The organism is Streptomyces sp. NPDC028308 (assembly GCF_055565855.1).
In genome coordinates, this window is the sequence record NZ_JBVHTO010000014.1 from 17,117 (window position 1) to 43,833 (window position 26,717).

Sequence of the window (26,717 nt, forward strand, 5' to 3'; positions counted from 1 at the left end):
CACCGTGGGAGACGCCGTCGGGCAGATGCTCGCCTCCGCGATCGGCATCGCCATCAGCCCCCTGCCCCTGATCGCCGTGATCCTCATGCTGGCCACTCCCAAGGGACGGGCCAACGGCATTGCTTTCACGGCGGGCTGGCTGGTCTCGCTCGCCGCGCTGGTCACGGTCGTCGTCCTCGCCGGCTCGGGAGGCGGCGCATCCGGCGACGATGACGGTCCTGCCTCCTGGACGCTGTGGCTGAAGCTGGGCCTGGGCGTGCTGTTCCTGCTCATGGGCGTCAAGCAGTGGAAGGGCCGGCCGAGAGAGGGCCACGCGGCCGAGCCGCCGGGCTGGATGAAAGCGATCGACACCTTCACCCCCGGCAAATCGGCAGGACTCGCCGCCGCGCTCGCCGTCGCCAACCCGAAAAACCTTGTCCTGGCCGTCGGTGGCGCCGTCTCCATCGCCGCGAGCACGGCCTCGACGGGCGGGAAGACAGCCGCCGCCCTCCTCATGGTCCTGATCGCGTCCCTCTGCACCCTGCTGCCGCTCGGCGTCTACCTCCTTGGCGGCCAGAAGTCGGCGAAAGTGCTCGGCGAGTGGAAGGCATGGATGGCCGCCCACAACACGGCCATCATGACCACCGTCCTGATCATCCTCGGCGCGAAGTACATCGGCGACGCAATCAGTGGGCTGGCAGCCTGAACCCCCTGACAGCAGCGCGCGGCAGGCGATCGTGAAGGGCGCTGACGATGCCGGCGCCATGCGGCCGCCCCACGCGTCAGATGATCGTGGTCACCATCGCTCGACCCTCTCCCGTCGGCTGTGGCCCTGACCCTGCCGAGCCGGTCGCAGGCCATGACGGCCGTACTTGCGGAACAGCCCTTAGCCGCTCCGTGTCCACGGCCGTAGTTTCTCCGGGTTTCGAGTCGCCCAGATTCGGGTGACGCGCCGGTCGGTGATGTCGAACGCGGCTACGGTCATCACGATGCCGGACTGTTGGGCGACCAGGCCAGGTGCGCCGTTGACGGTGCGCCGCAGGAGTTGGAGTCCGGGGGCTCTGTCGGCGATGGCGATCATGTATTCGGCGATACGCGCGCCGCCCTCGACCGGGCGCAGGACGGTGCCGACCATGCCGCCGCCGTCGGCGGTCATCACGGCGGCCGGGTCGAGAAGACCGACCAGGGTCGCGATGTCCCTGTTCTCCCAAGCCTCTTTGACGTGTCTGACGACATCGGCCCGGCCCGTGGCCGGCACCGGTGCGCCCATGGGGTGCACTCGCCGGCGGGCGGAGGCCGCCAGCTGTTTGCAGGCCGCGGGGGTGCGGCCGAGGATGTCGCCGATCTCGGCGAACGGGTAGCGGAAGACGTCGTGCAGGACGAACGCGACCCGTTCGGCGGGCGTCATCGTTTCCAGGACGACGAGGAAGGCCATGGTGATCGTCTCGTCCAGGACGATCTGGTCGGCGGGGTCCTCGGGGCCGGTGGGAGCGCTGCCGGTGGGGGTCCATTCGGTGCGGTCGGGCAGCGGTTCGGGCAGCCACGCGCCGACGTAGCGTTCGCGGCGGGAGCGTGCCGAGCCGAGCAGGTCCAGGCAGATGCGGCCGGTCACCGTCGTCAGCCAGGCGCCGGGGGAGCGGATCTCCTGCTGTCGGCTCGGGGGCAGCGTGTACCAGCGGGTGTAGGCGTCTTGCACGGCGTCCTCGGCCTCGGTCAGCGAGCCGAGCAGCCGGTAGGCCACATTGATCAGTTGGCGTCGCTCGCCGGCTATCGCGTCCGTGCCGTCCCCGACGATCTCCATGTCGCGGCCCCCGCCTTACCTTTCGCAGCCCTGTGTCGTCGGGCTGGTGAGAGACCTTAATCGATCTGCTGCCCGAGGGCGGAAACGGGGACTGTGACATGGCCACTGAGGTGACGGCGACGACGACGGCGACCAGGGTGCAGGTCCGGCGGGGCCTCTCGTTCCTGCGGATCGCGATCGCTCTGCAGACTTTGACGATCTTCCTGCAGGCGGTCTCGGCCGGGCTCCTGCTGACCTCGTCGGTGGGTGAGACGCTGCACGGTGTCGGCGCCCGCGTGATGTACGGGGCGTCGATGCTGTACGTGCTGGCCGCGGTGCTGGCATGGAAGCCGGGCGGCGGTCCGGCCCGGCCCATCGGGCACGCGTCGGTCTTCCTCGTGCTCGCCTCGGTGCAGGTCGTGCTCGGCATCGCACACGTCCCCTCGGTCCATCTTCCTCTGGGTGTGCTGATGTTCGGCTTGAGCATGCTGGCGCTGGGTGCGGCGCTCAGGCCGGCAACCGGGGCTCGTGGGCGGTAGGGCCTTCCGTTGGGAGTAGGCCGGCCGCGGAAACGGTTCGGCCCGGCCGACCCGAGCCGGGGGATTCGGCGACCGACGACAACGCCGCAGCTATGCGCGCCAGAACCCGCGACGCCAGCATGATCCAGACGACGGACTCCAGCCCTGGGCGCGGAACCCCCTGTTCGCAGGAACCCCTCCGCTCTCGTTTCGCATCAGAGGCAACCGAATCCGTGCGGACGGTGGTCTGGAGGGCGAGGGAGGGTGCTCGATGCAGGCCGAACAAGAGGACCGGTTCCAGGAGTTCGTCAGAGCGCGGTGGTCACAACTGGTGCGGACCGCGTATCTGCTGACGGGGGACGTCCACCACGCGGAGGATCTCACGCAGACCGCGCTGGCCAAGGCGTACCGGTCCTGGTGGCGCATCTCGCGCACCGACAACCCGGAGGCGTACGTCCGGCGGATGCTGGTGACCTGCAACAGCGACCGCTTCCGCAAGCGCCGGGTCGCCGAGTCGCTGACCGCCGCTCCGCCGGACACCGCGAGGCGGGACGAGAACGCGGGCCGGGTGGAGGAGCGCGGTTCCCTGCTCGCCGGTCTGGCCCAACTGCCCGCGCGCCAGCGGGCGGTGGTGGTGCTGCGGTACTGGGAGGACCTGTCGGAGGCGGAGGTCGCCGAAGCGCTCGGCTGCTCGACCGGCACGGTCAAGAGCCAGGCGTCCAAGGGGCTGGCGAAGTTGCGTACGTATCCGGGGCTGGCCGCGGGCCGCCCGGTGTCCGGCGGTCAGGGAGGCGGCAGGTGAACGGGGCGGAAGACGAGCGGACGTCCGGCTTCGGGACTGACGGGGCGCGGGACGGGGACCCCGGCTTCGAGGAGCGGATGCGCGCGCTGCTGGCCGAGGACGCGTACACCATTAGGCCCTCGCCCGTGCCGTACACGGAGATCCGGCGGCGCGGTGTGAGCGAGCGCAGGCGGCGCGCGGCGGTGACCGGCGCCGTGCTGATGTCGTTGGTCGCGCTGCCCGTGGGGGCGTACGCCCTGGCCGGCGGAGACGGGGGGCGCGGCGCGCGGACGGCGGCGGTCGAACCGTCGGACGGCACGTCGCGGACCACGCCGGCGCCCTCGTCCGCGAAGGCGTCGGGACCCAACCATCCTGTCAGCGAGGGGCAGTTGCTCGACGGCATCACCTTCGCCGAGGCGGCGGCCGGACTGGAGACGTGCCTGACCGCGGAGGGCGCGGGGTCGTCCGGGCGCGGCCCCGATCTGGGGAAGGCCGAGGACTACCGGATCATCCTGGCGGCGAAGAGCACCGGTGGGCGGGCCACCCGCGACGGCTTCCATGTCGTCGGCGTGAGCGAGCGGTCGGCGGGTCTGCGGGTGGTCTGCGACATCGAGGACGGTGAGCCGTCCGGCATCAGCACGGGCACCCGCGACAGCGATCCCCCCGACGCGGGCCCGGTCGTGCCGGACGTCAACGCGAGCGAGCTGTTCCGGCAGCCGCTCGCCGCCAAGGGCGACTGGCAACTCCCGTTCCGCTGGGGGGTCGTGGGGACGGTCGAGCCCTCCGTGACCGAGGTGAGCGTCTCCTACGGCGGCGCCACACACCGGGCCGTCCTGGACCACGGATGGTTCGTGGCCTCCGGCGTCCTGGACCGGCAGGTCACGGCGGCGCCGCACATCAAGGGCTACGACGACGCCGGCGACCTCGTCTACGACTCGGACGAGGACACGTACTGGCCCCGGATGCTGCCGTGACGAGCCCGGGCCGGCCGAGGCGCCGCACAGGGGTCGTCGCGTCGGCCGGCCCGCGTACCGGTGCGCGCGGAAGAACCGACGGGCCCGTCGTGCCTTCCGCCCCGCTCCTGGCGTACCGGAATCCGTCAAGTGGCAGCGAGAGGTGACGAGATGGGGACGAGAGCACGTGGGAAGACGGCACGGCCACGCCTTCGCCACACCGGTGAACCCGGACGCCGCCACAGCCCGTACGGCGACGAAGGCCACCGCGTCCGGCCCGGGGACGAGTCCGCGGCGCGCGCCGAGTCCGCCCAGGAGGCCGCGAGAGGCACGGCGGCGACAGGGCCGGTGGACGGCGGGCACGGCAGACGCCCCAGGGGCAGCCGCAGTGCCCACAGGCGGCGCGGACACCGGGCCCTGCGCTGGTCGTTGACGGTCCTGGCGGTCCTGATACTCGGCACCGCGGGTGCCGGTTATCTCTACTACCAGCACCTGAACGGCAACATCAGGAAGGACGACCTGAACCTCGGCGACGAGAAGGACAGACCCGCCGAGGCCGAGGCCAACGCGGCGGGCCAGACACCGCTCAACATCCTCCTGATCGGCTCCGACGCGCGGGACACCAAGGAGAACCAGAAGCTCGGCGCCGCGAGGGACACCTTCGACGGCGTGCCGCTCGCGGACGTCCAGATGCTGCTGCACCTCTCCGCCGACCGCTCCAACATGTCGGTCGTCAGCGTGCCGCGCGACACGCTGGTGCACATACCGAAGTGCACGGACCCCGACGACGGCAAGGTCTACCCGGCCACCGTCCTGCCCACGGCCGTCAACCAGTCACTGGGCCGCGGCGGTCCCGGCTGCACCGTGGCGACCTGGGAGAAGCTCACCGGCATCCACATCGACCACTTCATGAAGATCGACTTCGCCGGTGTGGTGTCGATGGCGGACGCGATCGGCGGCGTCCCGGTCTGCGTGGACGCCAACATCCTCTCCAGGGACCGCCAGGGCCACGGATCGGGACTGAAGCTGGCTAAGGGCACCCACCCCGTCAAGGGGAAGCAGGCGTTGCAGTGGCTGCGTACGCGCTACGGCTTCGGCGACGGCAGTGACCTGATGCGCGCCCGGGCCCAGCACATGTACATGAACGCGATGGTCCGCCGGCTGCGAGAGAACGCCACCCTCACCAACCCGGGCAAGCTGCGCTCCCTCGCCGAGACCGCCACCGGCGCCCTCACCGTCGACGACGGCCTCGGCACGGTGAAGAAGCTGTACGACCTCGCCACCGAGCTGCGCAGGGTGCCCACCAAGGGCATCACGATGACGACGATGCCCAACCGGTACGCCGGTGCCCGGGTGAAGCCCACGGAGGACGCCTTCACGCTGTTCCGCCTCGTGCGCGAGGACATCGCGCTGACCGGCAAGGGCAAGCACAGCAAGGCGGCCGAGACGAGGGTCTCCGACGATCCGGCCGCCGACGAGGACGAGATCGTCGTGCGGGTGCGCAACGGCACCCGTACCGACACGCTCGCCCCGGTCGGCGGACGTGCGAGCGAGGTGACGCGGGTACTGACCGGGAAGGGCTTCACCAAGGCGAAGGCGGACACCTCGGGGGCGCTCGCCGAGGCCACGACCGCGGTGCGCTACCCGGACGCCGCACTGGAGGGCGACGCCCAGCGGGTGGCCCGATCCCTCGGAATCCCGCTGCGCGCGGTCACGAGGTCCCCGTCCGTCCCGGGCGTCACGCTCATCGTGGGCGCCGACTGGCGGTCCGGCACCACGTACGAGGCACCGAAGCGGGACGACGGACTCCCGTCCTCCGCGGACGCCCTGAACGCGGCAGAGAAGGGCAAGTGCATGCCGGTGAACCCGGACTACACCTGGTGACGCCGAGCCACCATCGCGCGCGGGGCCACCGTACGGCCGTCGCGTGCCGCCCGGTGCCGTTCAGCTGCGGAGGAATCCCCCGTACTGCTGCTGCTGGAGCTGGCTGTCGATCTGCTTCACGGTCTCGATGCCCACGCTCACGATGATGAGGATGCTGGTGCCGCTGAGCTGGTTGGCCCCACCGAAACTGGCGAACGCCACCGTCGGTACCAGTGCGACGAAGGCGAGATAGATGGAGCCCGGCCAGGTGAGCCTGTTGAGGACGTAGCCCAGGTACTGGGCAGTGGCTCGCCCCGCGCGCAACCCGGGGACGAAGCCGCCGGCCTGCTGGATGTTGCCCGCCACCTCGTCCGGGTTGAACGTGATGGAGACGTAGAAGAAGGAGAAGAACAGCGTCAGGAAGAAATAGGCGAGCAGGTAGTACGGATGGTTTCCCTGGGTGAAATTCCTTTGCACCCAGGTCGCCCATCCGGAGCCGGATCCCGAGAACTGCGCCACGAGCGGGGGGACGTACAGGATCGACGAGGCGAAGATGACGGGGACGATGCCGGCCTGGTTCACCCGGAGCGGGATGTAGGTCGATGTCCCGCCGTAGGACTTCCGGCCGACCACGCGTTTCGCGTACTGCACCGGAATGCGGCGCTGCCCCTGTTCCACGAAGACCACGACGCCCACCAGCGCCAGGCCGATGAGGATGACGCTGAAGAAACTGATCCAGCCGTCCGCGATCTCGCCGCTCTGCTTGATCGCCCAGAGCGTGCGGGGAAGCGTGGACGCGGTGGCGATGAAGACGAGCATCGACATGCCGTTGCCGATCCCGCGGTCGGTGATGAGCTCGCCCAGCCACATCACGCACGTCGTCCCCGCGGTGACCGTGATGACCATGACGGCGGCGGTGAACAGGGAATCGTCGGGTACGACCTGGTCGGCCACGGGGCAGCTGGCGAAGATGGCGCCGCTGCGGGCGGCCGCGACCAGACCGGCGCCCTGGAGGAGGGCGAGCGCGACCGTCAGGTAGCGGGTGTACTGGGTGATCTTGGTCTGTCCCGCGCTGCCCTGTTTCTTGAGGTCTTCCAGCCTCGGAATGACGGCTGTCAGCAATTGCACGATGATGCTCGACGTGATGTAGGGCAGGATTCCCAGCGCGAAAATCGTGATCTGCAGGAGTGCGCCCCCGCTGAACACGTTGGCGAGGCCGAGCAGGCCCTGCGAGGTGGATGCGTTGGTGCATTCCTCCACCCGTGCGTAACTGACGCCGGGGAGCGGGACATGCGTACCGAGACGGTAGATCACCAGAATGCCCAGCGTGAAGAGAATCTTGTTCCGCAGTTCGCGGTGCGTGAAGATCTGAGCGAATTTGGTGAGCATGTCCGGTCTCGTCCTTCCCTACCTCCGGCCGACTCGGGAAGTGAGGTCTGTGTGGGTCGATTCAGGGCAGCGCGATCACCCGCCCGACTCGGCCTGCGACGGGTCAAGGGGAATTACCGCGCGGCTCCGCCGAGAAGGGCGAGAACTTCATGATTGGAGCAGTGCAAGAGGCTCGCAACCCGGCTCCGGAGCGCGGAGCGGCCGAGATCGCGGTCGTACGAGGGGACGCCGCCGTCGGCCGTCGAGACCGGGGCCGGGCGCCGGGGTCGAGGAAGGGCGCACGGGGGATTGCTCGGCGTTACTCCGCCCAGGGGTGGAATCCGGAGGCGAGGACCCGTCCGAGTGAGGCGCGCAGACGCGCCGCGTCGCCGGCTCCGTACGCGGCCTCGAACCGGCTGTCGGTCGTCTCCAGCAGGGCCCGGCCGGCCTCCACCCGGGAACGCCCCTCCGGCGTCACGCTCACCACGCGGACGCGACGGTCGGCGGGCGAGGGCTCGACGGTCACCAGACCCTCCCGCACGAGCGGCTTGAGCGCGGCGGCCAGCGTGGTCCGGTCCATGGCGATCCTCTCGGCGAGGCCGGTGATCGTCATCGTCGGGACGCGGGTGAGTTCCCGCAGAACGCTGAGCTGCGTGGACCGGAGCCCCAGGGGAGCCAGCGCCTTGTCGTAGGCGGCGCCGAGGTACCGGGCCGCCCTGCGCAGAGCGAGGTTGTTGCACGTCTCGGCAAGGTCCCGTGTCCCTTCCATGGTGCCCTCCAGTTCCCGTCGCGATAATGCGAGTATATGCTCCTAGTGGGGGAGGTGGCGGGTGGCGTCGGTCACGAGATGTACCCCGCCGACGGCGCACGGCACGGAAGGCGCCGGTCACCTCGCTCGGCACCACGCCCACGTCTCACCCCGGGGGCATGGAGACGGCGCCCTGCCTCCCCGCGCAGGCGCCAGCCCTCCGGCGCGGCGGACACCCACCCGGATGCGCGCAGAGTCCGCATCCCGACCCATGACGCGAACACGGACCCCCGACCGGCTTGGTCGCGACCTGCTGGGGGATGTGTTGGAGGCGCACGGAGGGCTGGAGCGCTGGCGGCAGGTGGAAACCGTTCGCGCCACCATCGTCACGGGAGGCAGCCTCTGGGCGATGGAGGGACTCCGGCAGGATGCGCATCCGCGTGAGATGACCGTGTCCGCACACACCCAGCACGCCTCCGTGCACCCCTTCGGCGCGCCCGACCAGCGCACCGACTTCACCCCCGCCCGCATCGCCGTCGAGAAGCTGGACGGGCGAGTCGTGGCGGAGCGTGAGGATCCGAGGGCCTCATTCGACGGCCACGGGACGCTGACGCCCTGGGACCCGCTGCACCGGGCCTACTTCAACGGCTACGCCCTGTGGACCTACCTGACCGCACCGTTCCTCCGCGCCCTGCCCGGCGTCGACATCTCGGCACTGGCGACGCGGTGGGAGGAAGGCGAGCTCTGGCGGGGCCTGCGGGCGGTCTTCCCCGCCCACATGGCGGGCCACGGCCCGGTCCAGGACTTCTACTTCGGCCCGGACGACCTCCTGCGCCGCCACGACTACCAAGTCGACATCGCCGGCGGACTGCCCGCCGCACAGTACGTCTACGACTTCACCGGGACGGGCGGCCTGCTGTTCCCGACGGTACGACGCGCGTACCGTCGCACGGCCATGAGCGCACCGGTCTGGGCGGAGCTGCTGGTCGCGATCGACCTGAGTGATGTACGGCTGGACGTCGTGGTCAGCCGCTGAGCCTCGCGCGGGTGCCGATCGCCGGCCGTGGGATCGAGGTCGGCGGCACTTGGGCACGACATGGTGATGTCGAGGCTTCGGCCGTTGCCGTGTGCGGCCCGCAGAATGGCCGCCCCGGTGCCGACTCGCGACTCCCGCGGACCACAGCGGAGCCGAGGTCCGTCGTGCGGACCTCGGCTCGGTGGGACCGGTTCTATGGATCAGATATTGAGCATGTGGTGCACAAGTCGCCTGGGATCCAAGGGCTGTAAGGGTCAGACGCGTAGACCGTCGTCTTTGGACGTGTCCTGCAGAACCGCCGCCACCCGGGCCTGGGCCTCGGCGATGTACTGCTCACTGGCCTTCTTGAAGTCGGGGCTGGCCGCCACGGCCTTCACGTGAGCCTCCATGCCGTCGCGGATGACAGCGTTGGCAGTGGTGGACAGAACGGCGGCCAGGGCCTGGATGCGGTCGAGTAGGTGACTGGGAAAGCGGACAGACACAACGACTTGCTTGTCTTTTTCCTCTGTCTTGTTGCGCTCCGTGGACACACTGATTCCCTTCGTCGGGGCCCGGCCGCCCCGTTCGTGCCAGGGATCGGGGCGTGCCATTCCCGCTTCGCAGGTGCCGGCCATCGGGCAGCCCAGCACCTTCGCTGACTGAACTCGATTCAGACTACGGCACTACAAGGTGCGCAGGAGTTCCCATCGCGAAATGTGTTGAGCCGCACATCGGTGCGAAGTCACCTGCTGTACATCCGCTGGTGTGGCCTACGACACGACACGGGTTACACGGTGTCGACCACGCGAGATAGCCGTAGGTGCGATCCTCCTCATGGACTACAGATCGGTCATGACATAGTGGCCGTCACGTAGTGGATTCACTCGCGTACGCCCCGCGCACGCCGGGCGAAGTGAACCCGGTACATAAGGAGTTGAAGTGGACAATCTGCCCTTCGAAGGCAACGGGACCCCCGAGGCCCCCTACGGCGCCGACGCCACAACTGGCCTGGCCGCGTCGGCCGGTCTCCGCGCTCTGGACGCTTTCGCCCGCAGGGTGCACAACGGTCCGGACATCGACGAGACCCCCTCCGAAGCGGAAATGCTGGAAAAGGTCCGAGACCTCCACGAGATGCGGTATGTCCCTCCCGGAGCACCCCACAGGGAAGCCCACTGGGACGAGATGGCCCGGCGCTGCATGCGTGAGGTGACCGCCGAGGTCCGTCACGCCGTCACCGAGGTGGCGAACGTCTCCGGCCAGGTCCCTGCGGTGCTCGGGGACGAGGGCACCCTGGACGAGCGCCTCGCCGAGTTCCGCGCCTGCGTCCGCGGAGGCCGCCCCGTCGTCTCGGTCTCGGCCACCGGCTCCTTCTCCCGCTGGCTCGCGGCCCGCGACACCATGGCGATATCCCTGTCCACCTTCACCTACATACCCGAGCGGCCCGTCTACGCCGCCCAGGTGACACCCGAGGCCGCCCTCCTGTCGGACTGCGCCGGCTCCTGGCGCATGACCCTGGCCGACGGATGGCTGGCGATGAGCGGCGTCCCCCTCGTGGCCGACGAACACCCCGGATACGTCGTCCTGCCGCGCCCCCTCGAAGACCGGGCGCCTCAGCTGCGCAAGCACTACACGAGCCCGATGTTTCCCTACGACACCAGCAGCGCCATCGCGCAGGCCGTGCTCGGTGGGGCCGTGCCGGCCGCGGTCCACGTCACCGAGCACGTCCTGGACTCCGCGATCATCCCGGTCGCGATCGGGCACGGCATGATCGTCATGTTCCAGGACAGTGGCGAGATCCTCGAGAAGCCCTGGGCGGCGAGCAAGTACCTGTTCAAAGCCCTCAAGGGGGAGACCGAGTTCGGCGAGGGCCTGGTCGTCGCCCGGCGTCTGCTGGACGCGCGCCGCGTGATCCGGGTGGTGAGGAACGTGACCTCTCAGGACCCCGACCAGTTCGACCCGCTCATGCCCTTCGACGACATCGACGAGGACGACGGCTTCCGCTTCGACGGACCCGACGCCTGACCCTCCGTACGACGACGCCCGCCCCCGCCGACCTGTGCGCGTCGGCCGGACCCCTCAAGGACATGACAGTGAACAGCGAACACCTCACCCTCATCGACGTCGGTGATTCCCCCGCCCCCGCGGAAGCCACCACGGCGTGGTTCCGCGTGATCCCGCCGAAGGACGTCCGCGCCGAGCTCTACCGGAAGATCAAAGCCGTCCGTCGACCGACCGGGAGTCTCGCCCTCCCCGCGATAGCCACCACGGCCGGTCTGCACTTCAGCAACACCATCCACGACAGCGACAGCCTCATGGCCTTCGGCCTGACCGCGCTCCTCGTCGGCTACGACACCGTCAACGGCCTTTGCCGCACCTGGCTCAGGACGAAGACCGTCACCGCCACCCGCCAGGAGACCATCAACGGCAGGCGCGCGGCCTGACCCGAGGGGCCGGCGACAACGCCCCGCCCCCTCCACGACGACGCGGTGCTCCGACCCAGGTCGGGGCACCTTCTCACATCCCGACGAGGGGGTGAGGACCCTCTCGGACCTCTCCGGACCCACACCCGGGAAGGTGTCAGTTCCAGGGTTCCTGGTGGGGATCCTCGCCCAGCACCTCCGCGGCGGCCGCGCAGAGATGCCGGCCGTGGAGCTGGTTCCCGCCGTGCCCGGAGCCCCAGAGCTCGGACGCGGCCTGTGCCACAGCGCGCCAGCTGTAGTCGTCGTCGACTCGCCATCCGCGGATCTGCACGGCCATCTCCACCGTGACACTCCCCGGATCCACCGGGTCACGTGTCATTCGAAATCCCCCATATGTGGAAGCAACTACCCACCGGCCAACGGACGTTGATTTTGCAGCCATGACTCCGGCGCACCACGAGCACCGCCCCTACTCGGCCCAGGGCTCGAACCCCGTGTCCAGTACGGCGTTCAGGGCCGCGCGCAGCTGTGCCGCCTCGGTCGTGCCGAAGTTGTCCTCGAACTGGGCCTGGACCGCCCGCCACAGCGGCAGCGCCTCCTTGAGCCGGACGACGCCCTCCGGCGTGATCGCGGCGATCCGTGCCCGGCGGTCGGTCGGCGAGGTCTCGACGGTGACCAGTCCCTCCCGGGCGAGCGGCTTGAGGTTCGACGCCATGGTCGTACGGTCCATGGCGATCATGTCCGCGAGCTGAGTGATCGTCACTTCCCCCTGGGAGTGCAGCTTCTGCAGAATGCTGAACTGGGTCGACCGCAGGCCGACGGGAGCCAGGGCCTTGTCGTAGGTCGCGCCGAGATAGCGGGCGGCCTTGCGCAGGGCCAGGTTGTTGCACGCGTCACCGCGGTCCGTCGGCGTAGGGGTCATGGTTTCCTCCGTTGCGTCTCCCTTCCATGATATGAGCGGTTACTCGTAATCGCCGCGCCCGTTTCATTGGTGACTTGGCGGGTCGGCACCCCGGCGTGGCGGCGTGCCCGGAGTTTGCGCTGCGCAGTACTTTGTTGATCTACTTACTTGCGCAAGCAACAACCTCCTGGCCGTCCCGCCCTGTGGCTGCGATCCAGCACGCGGGGGGTCAGGGGCCGACGTACGCCCGAGCGCGCGATCGCCGGACCCGGGACACGCGGAGCGAGATCCGCGTATGACGGGCCGCCCGGACGGGTCCCCTTACAGGCCTGCCCCACCGGCCGCCGCCCAGGTTCCGGCCGCCGTGCCGCCGAGCGCGTATCCGACATCGGGGAACCTTCCCCCTCACCACCCCGGACTCTCCATGACAGCAACTAGAGGCACCCGCCCGCGCACCTCCCGACTGGCCATGCTGGCCTCGGTCGGGGCGCTCACCGTCGGCGGAGCGATCGTCCTGCCGATGACGGCCCAGGCCGCGAACGAGGCCCCGGCCGCCACCGACGACACCGGGCGGCAGCGGGACTTCGCCGCGGCGGCGGCCGAGTACCACGTTCCCGAGAAGGTGCTCCTGGCCGTCGGCTACCAGGAGTCGACCTGGGACGCCCACACGGGCCACAGCGCGAGCGGCGGCTACGGGCCCATGCACCTGACCGACGTCACCCCCGCGATGCTGGCCGCCGGTCCCGCCGGCGCCGCCGGGCGAGGCGACCTCCGTGAGCAGGCGGCCGAACCGTCGCTGCACACCCTCGAAGCGGCGGCCGAACTGACCGACCTGCCCGTCGGCACGCTGCGCAAGGACCCCCGGGCCAACATCCGCGGCGGCGCTGCCCTGCTCGCCTCCTACCAGAAGTCCCTGACCGGAACCACGTCGACGGACGCGGCGGACTGGTACGGAGCCGTCGCCCGCTACGGCCAGGCGACCGAACGCGAGGGCGCCGAGGCGTTCGCGGACCGGGTGTTCGCCACGGTCAGGCAGGGCGCGCGGCGGACGACCTCCGACGGACAGCGGATGGACCTGCCCGCCACGCCCCGGATCCGTCCCGCTACCGGACAACTCGACAAGCTGCGCCTGGCCTCCCGGGCGGCGGCGACCGCGACCGAGTGCCCCGACACGGTGAACTGCACCTTCGTTCCCGGCGCCGCCTCCAACGGCCAGGTCTCCAACCGCCCGGCCAACGGTGTCAGGATCGACTCCATCGTCATCCACGACACGGAGTCCTCCTACGAGTCCGCCATCTCCACGTTCCAGAAGCCGGGCGGGGGAGCGGCCCACTACGTGATGAGGTCCTCCGACGGCGCGGTGACCCAGATGATGGCCACCAAGGACATCGCCTTCCACGCCGGCAACTACTCCGCCAACATGCATTCGATCGGCATCGAGCACGAGGGCTACGCAGCGCACGGCGGCTCCTGGTACACCGAAGCGCAGTACGAGGCCACCGCCGATCTGGTGAAGTACCTGGCCGGCCGCTTCGACATCCCGCTGGACCGGCAGCACGTCATCGGTCACGACAACGTTGTCGGGCCGAAGTCGTCCCTGGTCTCCGGCATGCACTGGGACCCGGGACCGTCCTGGGACTGGGCGCACTTCATGGACCTGCTCGACGCGCCCACGGGGGAGCCCCATGGCGTCGGTGACATCGGCTCGGTGGTGACCATCGCCCCCGGCTTCGCCGACAACGAGCAGACCGTTCAGGTGTGCCCCGCCGACGATCCCACCGGTGCCACGACCGAGTGCGCGAACGTGGAGAAGCCGGCGAACTTCGTCTACCTGCGGACCGCGCCGAGCAGCACGGCTCCCCTCTTCGGCGACCAGGCGATCCACCCCGGCGGCGCCGGTACGCGCAGGATCTCCGACTGGGGAAGCACGGCTCAGGACGGCCAGCAGTTCGTGGTCGCCGACAAGGACGGCAACTGGACCGCGATCTGGTACAGCGGTCTCAAGGTGTGGTTCCACAACCCCGAAGGCCGCAACACCGTTCCGGCGCACGGCGTGACGGTCGTCCGGAACGCGGGATTCGCGCCCGCCACGCCGCCCGCTCCGGTGTACGGCACCACCTACCCGGACGCCGCCGAATACCCCGAGGGCCTCTCGCCCTCCACCCAGGCCCCGTTGAGCATGTACGGCCTCCCCGCCGGCCAGGCGTATGTCGCGACCGCCGCTCCCGCGGTCACCGACGACTACTTCGCCTCCAGCGGCAAGGTCGTCCTCGGCGCCAGGAAGATGTACACCATCCAGTACAACCACCGCCTGGTCTGGGTGTACGCGGACGACGTCTCCGCCACCCCTGCCGACTGACCCGGCCCGACGACGGGCCTTGTACCGACACCGATGGGCCGAGCGGCGATGCTCGGCCCATCAGGTATTCGGTCTGCACATCGCCGCCCGCTGTTCGGCGTCGGCGGACAGTGGGTCCTACTCGGCGGTGTCCCGAGCGGCCTGCTCGATGACGCGCGTGACGGCCTGGGGCCGCGAGACCGTGACGGCGTGGGAGGCCTTGACCTCGGTGGTGTGGGCGTGGGCGCGGCGTGCCATGAAGCGCTGGGCCGCCGGCGGGATGTTGTAGTCCTCGGTGGCGATGAGGGTGTAGGAGGGGATCGTCTTCCAGGCGGCGGCCGTGGCGCCTTCTTCCAGGGCGGACGAGGCTACCGGGCGCTGCGTGGCGGCCATCAGGTCGGCGACGCGGGCGGGGACGTCGGCGGCGAACTGGTGGTGGAACTTGTCGGGCTTGATGTAGAGGTCGGTTCCGGTGCCTCCGCCGGGCAGCGGGAAGGGCACCGCGTCGAGGGTGGGGCCCAGGGTGCTGCCGGGGTACTTGTTGGACAGTTCCAGCGCGCTCTCGCCCTTGTCGGGGCTGAAGGCGGCTATGTAGACGAGCGCCTTCACCAGGGGCGAGTCGGCGGCGGCCTCACTGATGACGGCCCCGCCGTAGGAGTGTCCGGCCAGGACGACCGGGCCCTTCACGTGGTCCAGGACGCTGTGGAGGTACTCGGCGTCGGAGGCCAGTCCGCGCAGCGGGTTGGCGACCGCGAGGACCGGATAGCCGTCCTTCCGCAGACGCTCGACGACCCCGTTCCAGCTGGAGGAGTCCGCGAAGGCGCCGTGCACCAGGACCACCGTCGGCTTGGCCGGGGAGGTGCGGGCTTCGTCCTTCCGGGCGCTGGCCGAGGCCGCGGGGGTCAGGGCGAGCGCCGCGACGGTGGCGGCGGCACCCAGCGCGACCACGTGCTTGCGGGTGAGGCGGAACGCGGTCTTCTTGACGGACATGGTGACTCCCCATTCGTACACGTCTCGTTTCGCCTTCCTGCCTGCTGGCCGGGGCGACAACGAGAAAGCTAGTGCACGAGTCCCTCGTGCACAAGTTAAGTGGGTCCGATAGAATCGGTTTGCCCGGCATGTCTGGGGGAGTGCGTCCGGCAGCACGTCGGAACAGAGGAAGAGGGGAACCAACCGTGATCGAAGACCCGCAGGCGCCGGACGAGTTCAGGATGCTCCTGGAAGATCACGTCTGCTTCACCCTCTACGCGGCCTCCCGCGCCGTCACCAGCGCGTACCGGCCCCTGCTGGACGCCGTCGGGCTCACCTATCCCCAGTACCTGGTGATGGTCGTGCTCTGGCAGCAGAAGACGGCCCCGGTCAAGGACCTGGTGGCCACGCTGCACCTGGAGTACGGGACGCTCACGCCCCTGATCAAGCGGCTGGAGGCCAACGGCCTGGTCCAGCGCCGGCGGCGGGCGGACGACGAGCGGGTCGTGGAGGTCGCCCTCACACCCGAGGGCGCCGCACTGCGCGAGCGCGTCCTCGACATCGCCCCGGCGGTCGGCGGCAGCATGGGGCTGACCGCCGCTGAACTCCAGACGGTGCAGAGCCTGCTGCGCCGGCTGACGGTGAGCGTGATGCAGGGTTCCGCCGCCGCACGCGACTGAGGTGATGCAGAGCCTGGTGCCCGGCGGCCACTTGAGACGCCCCCACGTGAACTGCCGTGCGCTGTACGGCAGTTACATGGGGCGGGAGGTCACTCCCACCCCCGCAGGGCCGGTGAGTCCAGGGTGACTGCGGCTTCGCCGCGAGGGCGCGCGGCACGGTCTCGGCCGCACGTGTCTACGTCGTGGCGGCATGCGCCTACCGGGACTGATCCTCCTGATCGCCCCGGGCGATCCGCGTCAGCACCTCGGCGGCGGCGGCCACGTCACAGCCGTCGAGACGGGAGAACACGTGCCGCCGGACGCTGGCCAGGTTGGTGGGCCATGCCTGTTCGAGCCGCGCCCGCCCCGAGTTCGTCAGTACGGCGAGCAGGGACCGTCCGTCCTTGGGGGACTGCGCCCGCAGGACGAGCCCCTGGCTCTCCAGCCGGTTGACGAGCCTGGACATGCCGCTGATGGAGAGCCCGCAGGTATTGGCCAGCTCACTCATGGAGAGTTGGTTGTGCTGGGCCTCGGAGAGGTGGACGAGCACCATGTACTCGGTGCCGGAGATCTGCTGCTCTTCGAGCATGTCGGCGTCGACGACGCGAGGCAGGAAGGACATCACCCTGCCGAGTGCCCGGAGGAAGGCTTCCTCGTCGGGGTTGAGGGGCTCGATCGCCGACACATTGACCATGCACACAGTGTAGGTGGGGCATGGTGGGCGTTCGGCGGGCCGTACCCCCGGCGCTCGCGCGGCTCCTGGCGAGTGTGTCGCAGTCGCGGGGCGGGGGCCGGGTGTCGGAGGGGGCCGCCGCGGTGACTTGTTCGTGGCCGACGTGCGGTCTGCGTGGGAATGACACGGGGCAAGATGCCTCGCCCGCAGCCGAAATGAAATGCGGCCCAACGGACGGGGGATGACCGTTGGGCCGCAGTGCTTACTTTACCCTACAACCTGATTCCTTCGAAATCGCCGAGTCAAGGGCATTGGTGGGAGGAATGCGCAGGTCAGGCGACTGGAGGGGGTGCGCCGCTTCCGCCGACCGGAGCGGCACACGCCCCAGTTTTATATTTGACCAGGCAAGTATAGATTTGGCAAGTGTGGGCCTCCTCGCTGCCGACGAGGTATTCCGGTGTCCCTTCTCGCCGTCCCCGCCGATACGGATGACGGTGCCGCAGGGTGGGCCCAGGGCTGTCAGACGATCGACCGGCTGAGAAGGTCGAGGCGTACGACGAGGATCGCCGCGACCGTGGCCACGGTCACGAGGGTCGCCGCCGTGAGGGCGATGTTGCGCCGCCTCACCTCCGGTCGCAGAGCCTGCTGTGTCGCGCTGGTCACCTTCCGCTTCGTCCAGCGCAGGACCGCCTGTGCCCAGGTGAACTCGCCGGCCCAGATGGCCACACCCGCGAAGATCACCACCCATCCCGGGCCGGGCAGGGGCAGCAGGATGATGCCGGAGCCCACCACGGCGAGGCCGGTGACGAAGACGCCGATCCGCCAGAACAGGTGCAGGAGTCTCGACCGCTTGATGAAGAGGGGCGCCCTGGAGCCGTACGGTCTCGCCGCGGTCTTCGTCGACGGGGTGACATCCTCGCCGGCCGGGTCCGCCGTAGCTGCCGACGGCCCGGTCTGTGAGCCGTGGCGCCTGGCCTGCTCCTGTACTGGACGACCTGCCTCAGTCATGAAATCCACCATCGTGTCTCGCTGCACAAGATCTGCTCGAAAACGGAGAGCCGGGGGCATTGCGATTCCCTTGCGTGCGGGGTTGCGCTCCGATCCGTGTGACGTGACCGGTGAGCCGCTACGGGCGCCGCACACCGGGCGTAACCCTTCCAAGGGGTGACTCTTCGCGAGTATTCCCGCTATAACGGATGCGGGGATGTGACCTTCTCCTCGGCGCGGTGAACGGCCTCGCGGGAGCGGGCGTCGCGGCGGTCCTCACATCGCGGCGAGGCGCGATCCGGAACTCAACGTCGTTGCACGTCAACGGGGTTGCGGAAGGGCACCGCCGCCTCGGAATCCTGCTGTTGCGCAAACCCGGTTCGAGAGAGTGACTGGAGTATGGACCTCAAACTCGAACTCGCCGTTCTGCCTGTGTCCGACGTCGACCGTGCGAAGGCCTTCTACGAAAAGGCCGGGTTCCGTGTGGACCTCGACGCAAGCCCCACTGACCAATGGAGGGCAGTGCATCTCACACCCCCAGGTTCCGAGTGCGCCATCCTGCTGGGCAAAGGCCTCACCTCTGCCCCGCCCGGTTCCACCCAGGGCCTGTACCTGGTCGTCACCGACGTCGAGGCGGCACGAGGGGAACTCGTGGACCGCGGCATCGACGTGAGCGAGGTGTTCCACGACGCCAAGGGGCTGCTCTTCCACGGTCACGCGGACGGTGCGGTCGTGCACGAGATCCCGGGCCAGGAACGCCAGGCGGGCCCCCACCCGGACCGCGCCTCCTACGGCTCCTACGCCACCTTCAGCGACCCCGACGGCAACGGCTGGGTCCTGCAGGAGATCACGCAGCGAGCCCCGGGCCGCTGACGTCCGCTCTCTCCGCCCGCGTAACAGGGGCTCGGACCGCCTCGGACGCGGCGGTCGCAGAACTGCGGTCGACAGCCGCACCGCAGTTGCGTGCGTGCCGGCTCGCAGGTGAGCGGCCCGGCTATCGCCCCTGCAACAGCTCCACGAACGACACCGGCTGGTCGTAGGGGTCGGCCGCGTCCGGCGCCTCCCGCTGCTCCACCGCACGGGCGAGTTCTCCGGCAGCTCGTTTTATGCGAGCGGCAAGCGCTCCCTGCGGGGTCGCGCCGCCGCCCCAGTCCTCCGGCGCGGCGAACACCGCGGTGGGCGTGACCGCCGCGTGCAGATAGGCGAACACCGGCCTGAGGGCGTGCTCCAGCACGAGTGAATGCCGCCCGGTGCCGCCCGTGGCCGCGATCAGCGTCGGCTTGTCCGTCAGCGCGGTGTCGTCGATACAGTCGAAGAACATCTTGAAGAGCCCGTTGTACGAGGCCGTGAAGGTCGGCGTCACCGCGATCAGCCCGTCCGCCGCGGCCACGGTGCGGAAGACCTGCTCCAGTTCGGGAGACGGATAGCCCGCCATCAGGTGGTTGACCAAGTCGTGGGCGTGATCCCGGACTTCGACGTACTCGATCTCGACCTGGGTGCCGCGCTGTTCCAGATCGTCCTGGACGGCGGCGGCGATCCGCTCGGCCAGCAGCCGGGTCGTGGACGGCAGTCGCAGTCCGGCCGAGACGATCGCGAGGGTGCGCTTCATCGCAAGTCCTCCTTCGCAAGCGAGCCCTGCGCCTCGGTACCCGGATTCTGCGCCCGCGCGGCGGCGGTCAGGGAGGCGTGAGTGGGGGCGTCGGGGACGTGGGCGGGGCGGCCGACGGCGAACTCCTTGCGCAGGACGGGCACGATCTCCCCGAGTAGTTCGATCTGCTCCAGCACGGTCTTGCGTGGGACACCGATGCCGTCGACGTTGAACAACTGACGCTGGTAGTCGCCGTCCGCGTGCTCGCGGAAGGACAGCACACGCTCGATCACCTGCTGTGGGCTCCCGACCACCATCGCGGTCTGCGCCATGGTCTCCTCCAAGGAGGAGCCGTTCCCGTACGCGGAGGAGCCGTCGAAGTACTGCCGGAACTCCCGTATCGCGTCCTGCGAGTTCGGTCGCACGAAGAGGTGCGCGGCAAGACCCACGACGGCCTGGTCGGCGGGTCCGTGCCCGTAGTGCTCGAAGCGGCGCCGATAGAGGTTCACCAGTCGGCGGACGTGCTCCTTGGGCCAGAAGAGGTTGTTGTGGAAGAAGCCGTCGCCGTAGTACGCGGCCTGCTCTGCGATCTCCGGGGTGCGGATGGAGGCGTGCCAGACGAACGGCGGTACGCCGTCCAGCGGGCGCGGAGTCGAGGTGAACCCCTGAAGTGGAGTACGGAAGTTGCCCTCCCAGTCCACGACGCCCTCGCGCCACAGCCGGCGCAGCAGCGCGTAGTTCTCCACCGCCAGCGCGATGCCGTCGCGGATGTCCTTGCCGAACCACGGATACACCGGGCCCGTGTTGCCCCGGCCCATCATCAAGTCCACCCGGCCGTCCGCGAGATGTTGCAGCATCGCGTAGTCCTCGGCGATCTTCACCGGGTCGTTGGTGGTGATGAGGGTGGTCGAGGTGGACAGGACGATGCGTTCCGTCCGCGCGGCGATGTGCCCGAGCAGCGTGGTGGGGGAGGAGGGGACGAAGGGCGGGTTGTGGTGCTCGCCGAGCGCGAAGACGTCCAGGCCCACGTCCTCGGCGAGTTTCGCGTAGTCCACGAGCGCCTTGATCCGCTCGTGCTCCGTGGGGGTGTGCCCGGACACCGGGTCACGGGCCAGGTCCCCCACACCGAAGATCCCGAATTGCATCTTGCACGTCCTGTCTGATGTGTCGATCGTCTTTTCGTCGACAGCGATGTCGATATCGACGGTGAGGGCGCTGTCGGTGGGGGGGCGGGTCGCGGTCCGGCAGGCTGGGCCGTGAAGCCGTGTGCTCCGGGCCGTTGCTCAGGACCTCACAGTGCTCCGGCGGTTCCTGCCGCCACGGTGTCGGCGACGCCGAACTCGCTCGTGAGGATGCCGACTTGATCGGGCGGGACGGCCTGCGCCTCGGCTGCGATGCCGCTCGGCACAAGAGCTTCGGAGGCCTTGAGATTCACGGTGAGGGGCCCCCAGTCGACGACCGTGCCGTCACTCCAGGAGTCCTGCTGTGCCGGTTCGGGGCCGTGGCTGCCGCGCCCGCCGGGTGCGTCCGGCCGCTGGACCAGGGGCGGGCGGGCGACTCGGCGGTGCCGGCCGTGCCCGGCCTGCGTACCGCTGCCGGGCAGGTATCGGTCGTCTTCGGCGCGCCTGCCCCGGTGCTGGCCGGTGCCCGAGCCCACGAGGGAGCCGGCCGGTCGCATGCAGTCGGGTTCGAGGTCGTCGGTCGCGTAGGGCATGTGGCTTCTCCCTTGTGGTTTCGCGGAGGGATCGGAACGGATGCCGGCTGGTGGTGACGGGAGGAGCGGCGCTCTCCCGTCCCGGGTGGGCCGAGGTGCTGCCGGCGACTGGCTCAGGCGGTGTGCCGTCGGGCCCGGGCGTACGAAAAGTTGAACATAAGTTGCTACGCGAAGCAAATATATGGCGGGAGAGCGTGGGTGCCCAACGGCAGTGCGGCGGCGCGGGTCATGCGGCAGTCGGACCGACGGCTCCCCGTCAGTGTGCCTGGCAGGCGGTTGTTCTCGTCGGTCGCTACGCCTGCTCGTGCAGCGTGGCGACAGCCGTACGCGCGAGGAACGCCTCGGCGTGGTCCCAGGTCCAGCCGTTCTCGACCACCAGCGCGCGCCAGCTGGAGGGGCCGAACCAGAACCACAGCCAGTCCGCGGTTTCCTCCTGAGTGCCGACGGGGGCGGGGGTCAGCGTGTGGAGATGGCGGGCGATGGCGACCAGGGCGGCCCGGTAGTCCGCCGTGGCGCGCTGCCACAGCGCCTCGCCGTTCTCGTGCACCGGCAAGGCCCGGTGGATCGCCTCGTGCGCCAGGAAGAGTTCCTCGTTGCCCGCGCGCGTACCTCCGGCGAGCACTCCCAGGACCGCCTCGGAGGTCCGCTGTTCGAGCACCTGGCGGACGGCGTCCTCGTAACCCGACGCGGCCACTCCGCGGGTGACGATCTGGTCCAGGACGTCGCTCTTGCTGCCCACGCTCGCGAACACCGTCTTCGACGACACGCCCGCGGCCGACGCGATGTCCGCGACGGTCACCAGCCCGTATCCACGACTCGCGAACAGCTCGGTGGCGCACTGGAGGATCTGCTCCCGGGTCCGCGCGGCGGCCTGCTCGCGCAAGGGGGAGACATAGGAGCGCTTGGGGGGCATCGCACCATCCTACGTCGGTACAATGATGCGCTAATGATTAGGTACGCTGTTACCTCAATAGGGTGATCGCGCCTCGCGGATCGCCAGGTGACGAGAGGGTTGTGACTGATCATGGCGATGGGTGCCACCGACCTTGCCCGAGGACTCTTTCGCGTCCTGGAGACCGGAGACGCGGACCTGGCCGCCGAGGTGGTCGCGGAGGACTTCCGTAACCGCGAGGCGGCCGTATCACCCGCGGCCTGCTCGATTCCGGGCCCCGCGGGCGTACTGGCCTCCAGCGCGTGGATGCGGTCGGCGTTCAGCGAGCTGCGCTTCCCCGTCACGGAGACGGCCGGCAACGACCACCAGGTCTGGGTGCGGCTGCGTATGCAGGGACGCCACACGGGGGCCTTCGTCCGCTACCAGGACGGCGCGCTCGACCAGGCCGTACCTCCGACGGGACGCGAGATCGACTTCGAGCAGATCCACGTCCTCGAACTGCGCGACGGCAAGGTCGTCGGCCACGAGGCGGTGCGTGACGACATCACCATGCTGGGCCAGCTCGGCGTCTTCCCGCCCACCCCGGCGGCCGCGCTGCGCATGGTCGGCTGGAAGGTGACCGGGCGGGCCGCCCGCGCTGCCACCGAGGTCGCGGCGCAGGCGGCCGAAGCCGCCGCCCTCGTGCGCCAGGCCGGCTGAGGAGGCGGGCGCCCGCCGGGTGGGGATGACCCGGAGAGCGCCGCACGCGGGCAGCCGCGCGGAGGAAGCGCGACGCTGCCACAGTGCGGAGGAAGGTCGCCGCTGCCAGGTCAGGGATGCCGTTGTCGACATGGCGACATGGACGGCGACGAAGTCCGGGACGCCGAGTCTGACCGGCCCGTCGGCGGCCACTGGACGATTCGGCGTGTCACCCGCCCATGAGGTGGCGGACGGGAGCGTCACCTTGGGCGGCCACCATTTCTACGTGACGTGCGTGTCTGTACCCGAGTCCCTGCGGGCCAGCAATTTCATTGATCGCCTCGGCTCTCTGGCGTCCTGAAGTGCACTTCTTGCATTCCGGTGCGTCACCGCCCAGCATGGTGACATGATGCACGCATTCGTTGGAGGTGCCCCGGCGCTCGATTTCGCAGGAACACTGCGCTACAGGCACCGCTCCGTACCTCGTGAAGACCTGCACTCGACCGAGAGCCTCGGCGTCTGGTTCCGTGAGAGCGGTATCACCGAGTACGAGATCCCCTGCGAGCTCTCGGACCTCCGTGAGGCGCTGGTGCTCAGGGAGGCGGTCTACCGGCTGATCCTCGACCGGATGTCCGGCAACGCCTACGACCCGGACGCCCTGGCCCTCGTGAACGACTACGCCCGTCGGCCCACTCCGGTACCGCAGCTCACGCGGGCCGGCCGTCAGGTCGAGGCGTCGCTCCAGCAGGCGTTCGCCGCCGTCGCCCAGAACGCCGTCTCGGTGCTCGGCGGACCGGAGGCGTCGCTGCTCAAGGAGTGCGGCAACCCCGAGTGCTCGCAGGTCTACATCGACCGGTCGCGGGGTGCGCTGCGGGAGTGGTGCGCCATGGACCCGTGCGGCAACCGGATGAAGGCCGCGGCCTACCGTGCCCGCAAGAGGCTGAGCGGCCGGAAGGCGACGGCGTCCGTGCGCCCGTAACGACGCGTCGGCGGTTCTCGTGTCCCCCTGTCGCAGCGGGCGCGCACGGAGGCCCGACCCAAGGGTGTGACACGCCTCTACGTGGCCACCTTCTGCAAGGCGGCGGCGAGTTCCTTCAGGTCCAGGTCCTTCAGGTGGGCGAGGAAGTGGCGGCGTACGGCGGCCAGGTTCGTCGGCCATGCCTCCTCCAGTCGCGCGAGACCGGCGTCGGTCAGTTCCGCCTTCCAGCTGCGGGCGTCCCGGTCGCACTGCACGCGGCCGATGAGGTCCTGGCTCATCAGCCGGCGCACGATGCGGGTCATGCCACTGCACGACATGGCGCACGCCTCCGCCAGCTCACCCATCCTCAGCCGCCGGTCGGGTGCCTCGGACAGGTGCATCAGCGTCAGGTACTCGGTGGCCGACAGTCGCTGCTCACGGGTCATCTCACCGTCGATGGCGTTGGGCAGGGCGTAGATGAGGTGGGGCAGGGACCGTACGACGGCCTCTTCGTCCGGGTCGAGCGGGCGCACCTCTTTCGGGCCTGGTGCCGAGTTCCGTGTCACGGGCGGTCTTCCTCCTACGTGGGCAGCGCGCCGCCTCACCGGTGGCGGGGCGGTTCAGGGCCCCGCCACGGCCGGACGGCCTCGGCTGCGGAGCGTCGCACTGCGCGGGCCTGACCGGTACCGGACTGGCGGCAGACCGGCAGAGGGGTCGGACAGCACCCATCATGCCATCATATTGCTACGCGAAGCAATTTCTTGTAGCGTGCCCCGGAGCAGTCGTGGGGCCTGCGATTCGCGGCTTGAGATTCGTGGTGGCGCCTGACAGGAAGTTCTGCGTCTGCCCCGTCTCGTTTCATCTCCCGGACTGAGCCCCCTGTAGCGAAGCGCACCATTCGGGAAACGCCGTTCGCCCCTTGGGTGTGGCGGGCGCAGAGATCTGGGTGGAACCCGTAAGCGTTCCGCCCGAATCTGGTTGCTCGGTAAATTTCCTTGGCCGAACAAGTAAAGTGGGTCCATGTCACGCGTCGCATCGCAGTCAGAGCCGTTGCAGCCCCTCACGCCGGAGGAGGAGGCCGTCGTACGGTCCCTCAGCCGCGTCGTCTACACCCTGCCGCGTGCCATCGACGCCGACATGATCCGCGAACAGCGGCTTTCCCTCATCGAGTACCTGGCGATGATGAACCTCTCCGAGGCCCCGAACCGGCAGCTGCGCATGAGCGACCTCGCCGGCGCGATCGACATGTCGCTCAGCGGGATCACCCGACTGGCGAGCCGGTTGGAGGCGCAGGGACTCATCAAGCGCGTGCGCTCCGAAGAGGACGCCCGCGGTTACAACGCCATCCTCACCGACGAGGGCTTCGCGCGCCTCGAAGAGGCGTGGCCCAGCAACCTGGCCTCCGTGCGCCGCCACTTCCTCGACCACCTGACGGGGCTCGACCTCAAGAAGCTCGCGGCCGCCCTGAGCAACATCGCCACCTGACCGGACGGACCGGGCGCGCCCCTGCGTCCCGTCCGCTCCCGCGTCCAGTTCTCCATCACCTCCACCGTTCGCGGTCACCCCTGCGCGCGAACCCCTCATGCCAGGAGGACCCGGCAATGCTCGAGGCGGCTGGCCTCACCCCCGCGGAGGAGACCGTCTACCGGCTCCTGGTCGCCACCTCGACGGCCTCGGTCGAGGAGATCGCGTCTCACTCCCGCTTCGCCCCCGTCGAAGCCGAGTCCGTTCTCGCCGCGCTCGTGGGCAAAGGGCTCGCCAGCACCAGTGACAGCGCGCCCGTCCGCTACGCCGCGTCCCCTCCGGACGTCACGCTGCTGCCGCGTCTGCAGCGGCGCGCCGAGGCGCTGGACGAGGCCCGGGCCGCCGTCACCGACCTCCTCGGCAGTTACCGCAGCAGCCGTCGGCACCAGGACCCCGGGCACCTCATCGAGGTCATCACCGGCGCCGAGGCGATGCGCCAGCACCTGCGCCAACTCCAGGGCAACGCCCGCCACGAAATGCTCTGGTTCTGCAAGGCCCAGTACGTGGCCATGTCGTCGGGGAGCAACCACGCCGAGTACGAGGCCCTCGCGCGCGGGGTCCGCTACCGGGTCGTCTACGAGCGGGCCTTCTTCGACGATCCCGGGGCCGTCGATAACGTTGTCTCGGGAGTGCAGGCCGGCGAGATCGCCCGCTCTGTGTCACATCTCCCGCTGCGGCTCGCCATAGCCGACCGGGAGATCGCCATCTGCCCGTTGGTGCCTGGAGGCCCGTCCGGCAGCCCAGGTGAGCCGACGGCCGCGCTGCTGCGGGGGAGCAGTCTCCTGGAGGCGCTGATCGCCCTCTTCGAGCGTTACTGGGAGGACGCCGTCCCCCTGAACATCAGCGCGTCCGGCGCCATCGACGGCGCGACAGGCGCCGATCACGACGAGGGTGCCGACGTTCTGCGGGAGACCGACCGCAGGCTGCTCGCCTTCCTGGTCGCGGGCATCACCGACAAGGCGATCGCCAGCCAGATGGGACTGAGTCGGCGTACCGTCCAGCGGCGCATTCAGCACATGATGGCCCTCGCCGGCGCGGTGACCCGTATGCAACTGGCCTGGCAGGCGGCCCGCCGAGGCTGGCTCTAGAGCCGTTCGGCGACCTGCCGGGCTGACTCTGTGGCGTGCCCAGGGGTCAGCTCCGCTTCGCAGCGGGGGGTCAGCTGGGTGCGGTCGCGCGGCCGGTTCCCGAGCGTGCGGGGCCCGGCTCGGCGAGCGCGCAGGCCCAGCGTCCACCGTAGGAGGCAGACGGTGAGAGCGAGCCCTTGCCATTCGACAGATAGGAGCATATGCTCCTATCTGTGATGCGGGCCGATGAGGCCGTGTCGGCGACAGCAGTCGGCCGACGGCATCGCAGCAGCCCGACAGAGGGCGCACCCATCACCCGGCGGCCGATCGAGCCGCAGGTCAGT

29 protein-coding genes are annotated in these 26,717 nt (G+C 69.6%); 15 read left to right on the forward strand and 14 right to left on the reverse strand.

All coding sequences use genetic code 11. From position 1 onward, the window contains the following. The first annotated feature begins 4 nt into the window (after nt 1-4). The gene (locus ACZ4VA_RS30685) at nt 5-685 is read left to right on the forward strand and encodes a GAP family protein (RefSeq protein WP_355792327.1); all 681 of its coding nucleotides are present in this window, start codon (nt 5-7) and stop codon (nt 683-685) included. Between the two features lie 180 nt (nt 686-865). On the opposite strand, the gene sigJ is transcribed toward ACZ4VA_RS30685, so the two are convergent. Further along, nucleotides 866-1,780: an RNA polymerase sigma factor SigJ gene (gene sigJ, locus ACZ4VA_RS30690; protein ID WP_452924765.1), complete on the reverse strand. Its 915-nt coding sequence runs from the start codon at nt 1,778-1,780 to the stop codon at nt 866-868. A gap of 98 nt (nt 1,781-1,878) precedes the next feature. Here sigJ and ACZ4VA_RS30695 point away from each other — a divergent pair, with 98 nt between their 5' ends. The 4 genes from ACZ4VA_RS30695 to ACZ4VA_RS30710 all read left to right on the forward strand — a co-directional run bounded on the left by ACZ4VA_RS30695 (nt 1,879) and on the right by ACZ4VA_RS30710 (nt 5,895). After that, on the forward strand, nt 1,879-2,298 hold the full coding sequence (locus tag ACZ4VA_RS30695) for a hypothetical protein (protein WP_355792321.1): 420 nt from the start codon (nt 1,879-1,881) through the stop codon (nt 2,296-2,298). A 250-nt stretch (nt 2,299-2,548) separates the two neighbouring features. Beyond that, complete coding sequence (locus tag ACZ4VA_RS30700) at nt 2,549-3,079, forward strand: SigE family RNA polymerase sigma factor (RefSeq protein ID WP_355792318.1); 531 nt, start codon at nt 2,549-2,551, stop codon at nt 3,077-3,079. Then, complete coding sequence (locus tag ACZ4VA_RS30705; RefSeq protein WP_356165104.1) at nt 3,076-4,032, forward strand: hypothetical protein; 957 nt, start codon at nt 3,076-3,078, stop codon at nt 4,030-4,032. The genes ACZ4VA_RS30700 and ACZ4VA_RS30705 overlap by 4 nt, the downstream gene beginning before the upstream one ends. A 150-nt stretch (nt 4,033-4,182) precedes the next feature. Then, nucleotides 4,183-5,895 (forward strand): LCP family protein, encoded by a 1,713-nt coding sequence (locus ACZ4VA_RS30710; RefSeq protein WP_355781286.1) that lies wholly within the window; start codon nt 4,183-4,185, stop codon nt 5,893-5,895. Nucleotides 5,896-5,955: 60 nt separating this feature from the next. Here ACZ4VA_RS30710 and secY read toward each other — a convergent pair whose 3' ends face one another. Then, the gene (gene secY / locus ACZ4VA_RS30715) at nt 5,956-7,263 is read right to left on the reverse strand and encodes a preprotein translocase subunit SecY (protein WP_389391367.1); all 1,308 of its coding nucleotides are present in this window, start codon (nt 7,261-7,263) and stop codon (nt 5,956-5,958) included. A 298-nt stretch (nt 7,264-7,561) separates the two neighbouring features. Further along, nucleotides 7,562-8,011, reverse strand: coding sequence for a MarR family winged helix-turn-helix transcriptional regulator (locus ACZ4VA_RS30720; RefSeq protein ID WP_355781291.1), 450 nt, complete (start codon nt 8,009-8,011; stop codon nt 7,562-7,564). A 424-nt stretch (nt 8,012-8,435) separates the two neighbouring features. On the opposite strand from ACZ4VA_RS30720, the gene ACZ4VA_RS30725 reads away from it, so the two are divergent. Beyond that, nucleotides 8,436-9,026: a hypothetical protein gene (locus ACZ4VA_RS30725; RefSeq protein WP_468083271.1), complete on the forward strand. Its 591-nt coding sequence runs from the start codon at nt 8,436-8,438 to the stop codon at nt 9,024-9,026. A gap of 254 nt (nt 9,027-9,280) precedes the next feature. On the opposite strand, the gene ACZ4VA_RS30730 is transcribed toward ACZ4VA_RS30725, so the two are convergent. Then, nucleotides 9,281-9,640 (reverse strand): hypothetical protein, encoded by a 360-nt coding sequence (locus ACZ4VA_RS30730; RefSeq protein WP_355781297.1) that lies wholly within the window; start codon nt 9,638-9,640, stop codon nt 9,281-9,283. A gap of 304 nt (nt 9,641-9,944) precedes the next feature. Here ACZ4VA_RS30730 and ACZ4VA_RS30735 point away from each other — a divergent pair, with 304 nt between their 5' ends. Beyond that, on the forward strand, nt 9,945-11,027 hold the full coding sequence (locus ACZ4VA_RS30735) for a hypothetical protein (protein ID WP_355781300.1): 1,083 nt from the start codon (nt 9,945-9,947) through the stop codon (nt 11,025-11,027). A gap of 68 nt (nt 11,028-11,095) precedes the next feature. After that, a complete protein-coding gene (locus ACZ4VA_RS30740; RefSeq protein WP_468083274.1) occupies nt 11,096-11,446 on the forward strand; it encodes a hypothetical protein in 351 nt (116 codons plus the stop codon). A 136-nt stretch (nt 11,447-11,582) separates the two neighbouring features. On the opposite strand, the gene ACZ4VA_RS30745 is transcribed toward ACZ4VA_RS30740, so the two are convergent. Next, nucleotides 11,583-11,804: a hypothetical protein gene (locus tag ACZ4VA_RS30745; protein WP_355781306.1), complete on the reverse strand. Its 222-nt coding sequence runs from the start codon at nt 11,802-11,804 to the stop codon at nt 11,583-11,585. A gap of 90 nt (nt 11,805-11,894) precedes the next feature. After that, nucleotides 11,895-12,347, reverse strand: a complete 453-nt coding sequence (locus tag ACZ4VA_RS30750; protein ID WP_355781309.1) for a MarR family winged helix-turn-helix transcriptional regulator — start codon at nt 12,345-12,347, stop codon at nt 11,895-11,897. A gap of 403 nt (nt 12,348-12,750) precedes the next feature. Between ACZ4VA_RS30750 and ACZ4VA_RS30755 the strand changes: the two genes are divergently transcribed. Next, nucleotides 12,751-14,685 carry an N-acetylmuramoyl-L-alanine amidase gene (locus ACZ4VA_RS30755; RefSeq protein ID WP_468083276.1) on the forward strand — a complete coding sequence of 645 codons (1,935 nt, stop codon included), beginning with the start codon at nt 12,751-12,753 and terminating at the stop codon, nt 14,683-14,685. Nucleotides 14,686-14,802: 117 nt separating this feature from the next. Here ACZ4VA_RS30755 and ACZ4VA_RS30760 read toward each other — a convergent pair whose 3' ends face one another. After that, on the reverse strand, nt 14,803-15,654 hold the full coding sequence (locus ACZ4VA_RS30760; RefSeq protein ID WP_468083278.1) for an alpha/beta fold hydrolase: 852 nt from the start codon (nt 15,652-15,654) through the stop codon (nt 14,803-14,805). Between the two features lie 185 nt (nt 15,655-15,839). On the opposite strand from ACZ4VA_RS30760, the gene ACZ4VA_RS30765 reads away from it, so the two are divergent. Beyond that, nucleotides 15,840-16,313, forward strand: a complete 474-nt coding sequence (locus ACZ4VA_RS30765) for a MarR family winged helix-turn-helix transcriptional regulator (protein ID WP_468083280.1) — start codon at nt 15,840-15,842, stop codon at nt 16,311-16,313. Nucleotides 16,314-16,509: 196 nt separating this feature from the next. Here ACZ4VA_RS30765 and ACZ4VA_RS30770 read toward each other — a convergent pair whose 3' ends face one another. Further along, a complete protein-coding gene (locus tag ACZ4VA_RS30770) occupies nt 16,510-16,986 on the reverse strand; it encodes a MarR family winged helix-turn-helix transcriptional regulator (RefSeq protein ID WP_355783482.1) in 477 nt (158 codons plus the stop codon). Nucleotides 16,987-17,484: 498 nt separating this feature from the next. Beyond that, on the reverse strand, nt 17,485-17,973 hold the full coding sequence (locus ACZ4VA_RS30775) for a TIGR02611 family protein (RefSeq protein ID WP_468083282.1): 489 nt from the start codon (nt 17,971-17,973) through the stop codon (nt 17,485-17,487). Nucleotides 17,974-18,351: 378 nt separating this feature from the next. On the opposite strand from ACZ4VA_RS30775, the gene ACZ4VA_RS30780 reads away from it, so the two are divergent. After that, the gene (locus ACZ4VA_RS30780) at nt 18,352-18,825 is read left to right on the forward strand and encodes a VOC family protein (RefSeq protein WP_355783488.1); all 474 of its coding nucleotides are present in this window, start codon (nt 18,352-18,354) and stop codon (nt 18,823-18,825) included. 121 nt (nt 18,826-18,946) lie between these two features. On the opposite strand, the gene ACZ4VA_RS30785 is transcribed toward ACZ4VA_RS30780, so the two are convergent. From ACZ4VA_RS30785 to ACZ4VA_RS30800, 4 genes are all read right to left on the reverse strand, one after another. Beyond that, complete coding sequence (locus ACZ4VA_RS30785) at nt 18,947-19,561, reverse strand: FMN reductase (RefSeq protein ID WP_355783491.1); 615 nt, start codon at nt 19,559-19,561, stop codon at nt 18,947-18,949. After that, nucleotides 19,558-20,685, reverse strand: coding sequence for a CE1758 family FMN-dependent luciferase-like monooxygenase (locus tag ACZ4VA_RS30790; RefSeq protein WP_468083284.1), 1,128 nt, complete (start codon nt 20,683-20,685; stop codon nt 19,558-19,560). Before ACZ4VA_RS30790 ends, ACZ4VA_RS30785 begins: the two co-directional genes overlap by 4 nt. Before the next feature lie 146 nt (nt 20,686-20,831). Beyond that, nucleotides 20,832-21,254: a hypothetical protein gene (locus ACZ4VA_RS30795; RefSeq protein ID WP_468083286.1), complete on the reverse strand. Its 423-nt coding sequence runs from the start codon at nt 21,252-21,254 to the stop codon at nt 20,832-20,834. 292 nt (nt 21,255-21,546) lie between these two features. Next, nucleotides 21,547-22,167: a TetR/AcrR family transcriptional regulator gene (locus ACZ4VA_RS30800; RefSeq protein ID WP_468083288.1), complete on the reverse strand. Its 621-nt coding sequence runs from the start codon at nt 22,165-22,167 to the stop codon at nt 21,547-21,549. Between the two features lie 111 nt (nt 22,168-22,278). Between ACZ4VA_RS30800 and ACZ4VA_RS30805 the strand changes: the two genes are divergently transcribed. Then, nucleotides 22,279-22,845: an ester cyclase gene (locus ACZ4VA_RS30805; protein ID WP_402375340.1), complete on the forward strand. Its 567-nt coding sequence runs from the start codon at nt 22,279-22,281 to the stop codon at nt 22,843-22,845. A gap of 385 nt (nt 22,846-23,230) precedes the next feature. Beyond that, on the forward strand, nt 23,231-23,803 hold the full coding sequence (locus ACZ4VA_RS30810) for a CGNR zinc finger domain-containing protein (RefSeq protein ID WP_356165142.1): 573 nt from the start codon (nt 23,231-23,233) through the stop codon (nt 23,801-23,803). A gap of 77 nt (nt 23,804-23,880) precedes the next feature. On the opposite strand, the gene ACZ4VA_RS30815 is transcribed toward ACZ4VA_RS30810, so the two are convergent. Then, nucleotides 23,881-24,348, reverse strand: a complete 468-nt coding sequence (locus tag ACZ4VA_RS30815) for a MarR family winged helix-turn-helix transcriptional regulator (RefSeq protein WP_468083291.1) — start codon at nt 24,346-24,348, stop codon at nt 23,881-23,883. Between the two features lie 454 nt (nt 24,349-24,802). Here ACZ4VA_RS30815 and ACZ4VA_RS30820 point away from each other — a divergent pair, with 454 nt between their 5' ends. Together ACZ4VA_RS30820 and ACZ4VA_RS30825 are read left to right on the forward strand one after the other, a co-directional pair. Next, the gene (locus tag ACZ4VA_RS30820) at nt 24,803-25,267 is read left to right on the forward strand and encodes a MarR family winged helix-turn-helix transcriptional regulator (protein WP_356165148.1); all 465 of its coding nucleotides are present in this window, start codon (nt 24,803-24,805) and stop codon (nt 25,265-25,267) included. A gap of 116 nt (nt 25,268-25,383) precedes the next feature. After that, entirely contained in the window at nt 25,384-26,394 is a 1,011-nt protein-coding gene (locus ACZ4VA_RS30825; RefSeq protein WP_389391354.1) for a helix-turn-helix domain-containing protein, read from the forward strand. Nucleotides 26,395-26,717: the final 323 nt, after the last annotated feature.

Bases quoted from the DNA above. Each gene is read 5' to 3' on its own strand.
- ACZ4VA_RS30770 (WP_355783482.1), bottom strand. From the start codon at position 16,986: ATGGTCAATGTGTCGGCGATCGAGCCCCTCAACCCCGACGAGGAAGCC.
- ACZ4VA_RS30760 (WP_468083278.1), bottom strand. From the start codon at position 15,654: ATGTCCGTCAAGAAGACCGCGTTCCGCCTCACCCGCAAGCACGTGGTC.
- ACZ4VA_RS30700 (WP_355792318.1), top strand. From the start codon at position 2,549: ATGCAGGCCGAACAAGAGGACCGGTTCCAGGAGTTCGTCAGAGCGCGG.
- ACZ4VA_RS30790 (WP_468083284.1), bottom strand. From the start codon at position 20,685: ATGCAATTCGGGATCTTCGGTGTGGGGGACCTGGCCCGTGACCCGGTG.
- ACZ4VA_RS30775 (WP_468083282.1), bottom strand. From the start codon at position 17,973: ATGACTGAGGCAGGTCGTCCAGTACAGGAGCAGGCCAGGCGCCACGGC.
- ACZ4VA_RS30800 (WP_468083288.1), bottom strand. From the start codon at position 22,167: ATGCCCCCCAAGCGCTCCTATGTCTCCCCCTTGCGCGAGCAGGCCGCC.
- ACZ4VA_RS30710 (WP_355781286.1), top strand. From the start codon at position 4,183: ATGGGGACGAGAGCACGTGGGAAGACGGCACGGCCACGCCTTCGCCAC.
- sigJ (WP_452924765.1), bottom strand. From the start codon at position 1,780: ATGGAGATCGTCGGGGACGGCACGGACGCGATAGCCGGCGAGCGACGC.
- ACZ4VA_RS30720 (WP_355781291.1), bottom strand. From the start codon at position 8,011: ATGGAAGGGACACGGGACCTTGCCGAGACGTGCAACAACCTCGCTCTG.
- ACZ4VA_RS30785 (WP_355783491.1), bottom strand. From the start codon at position 19,561: ATGAAGCGCACCCTCGCGATCGTCTCGGCCGGACTGCGACTGCCGTCC.
- ACZ4VA_RS30750 (WP_355781309.1), bottom strand. From the start codon at position 12,347: ATGACCCCTACGCCGACGGACCGCGGTGACGCGTGCAACAACCTGGCC.
- ACZ4VA_RS30745 (WP_355781306.1), bottom strand. From the start codon at position 11,804: ATGACACGTGACCCGGTGGATCCGGGGAGTGTCACGGTGGAGATGGCC.
- ACZ4VA_RS30820 (WP_356165148.1), top strand. From the start codon at position 24,803: ATGTCACGCGTCGCATCGCAGTCAGAGCCGTTGCAGCCCCTCACGCCG.
- ACZ4VA_RS30780 (WP_355783488.1), top strand. From the start codon at position 18,352: ATGGACCTCAAACTCGAACTCGCCGTTCTGCCTGTGTCCGACGTCGAC.
- ACZ4VA_RS30755 (WP_468083276.1), top strand. From the start codon at position 12,751: ATGACAGCAACTAGAGGCACCCGCCCGCGCACCTCCCGACTGGCCATG.
- secY (WP_389391367.1), bottom strand. From the start codon at position 7,263: ATGCTCACCAAATTCGCTCAGATCTTCACGCACCGCGAACTGCGGAAC.
- ACZ4VA_RS30695 (WP_355792321.1), top strand. From the start codon at position 1,879: ATGGCCACTGAGGTGACGGCGACGACGACGGCGACCAGGGTGCAGGTC.
- ACZ4VA_RS30795 (WP_468083286.1), bottom strand. From the start codon at position 21,254: ATGCCCTACGCGACCGACGACCTCGAACCCGACTGCATGCGACCGGCC.
- ACZ4VA_RS30810 (WP_356165142.1), top strand. From the start codon at position 23,231: ATGATGCACGCATTCGTTGGAGGTGCCCCGGCGCTCGATTTCGCAGGA.
- ACZ4VA_RS30730 (WP_355781297.1), bottom strand. From the start codon at position 9,640: ATGGCCGGCACCTGCGAAGCGGGAATGGCACGCCCCGATCCCTGGCAC.
- ACZ4VA_RS30725 (WP_468083271.1), top strand. From the start codon at position 8,436: ATGACCGTGTCCGCACACACCCAGCACGCCTCCGTGCACCCCTTCGGC.
- ACZ4VA_RS30805 (WP_402375340.1), top strand. From the start codon at position 22,279: ATGGCGATGGGTGCCACCGACCTTGCCCGAGGACTCTTTCGCGTCCTG.
- ACZ4VA_RS30825 (WP_389391354.1), top strand. From the start codon at position 25,384: ATGCTCGAGGCGGCTGGCCTCACCCCCGCGGAGGAGACCGTCTACCGG.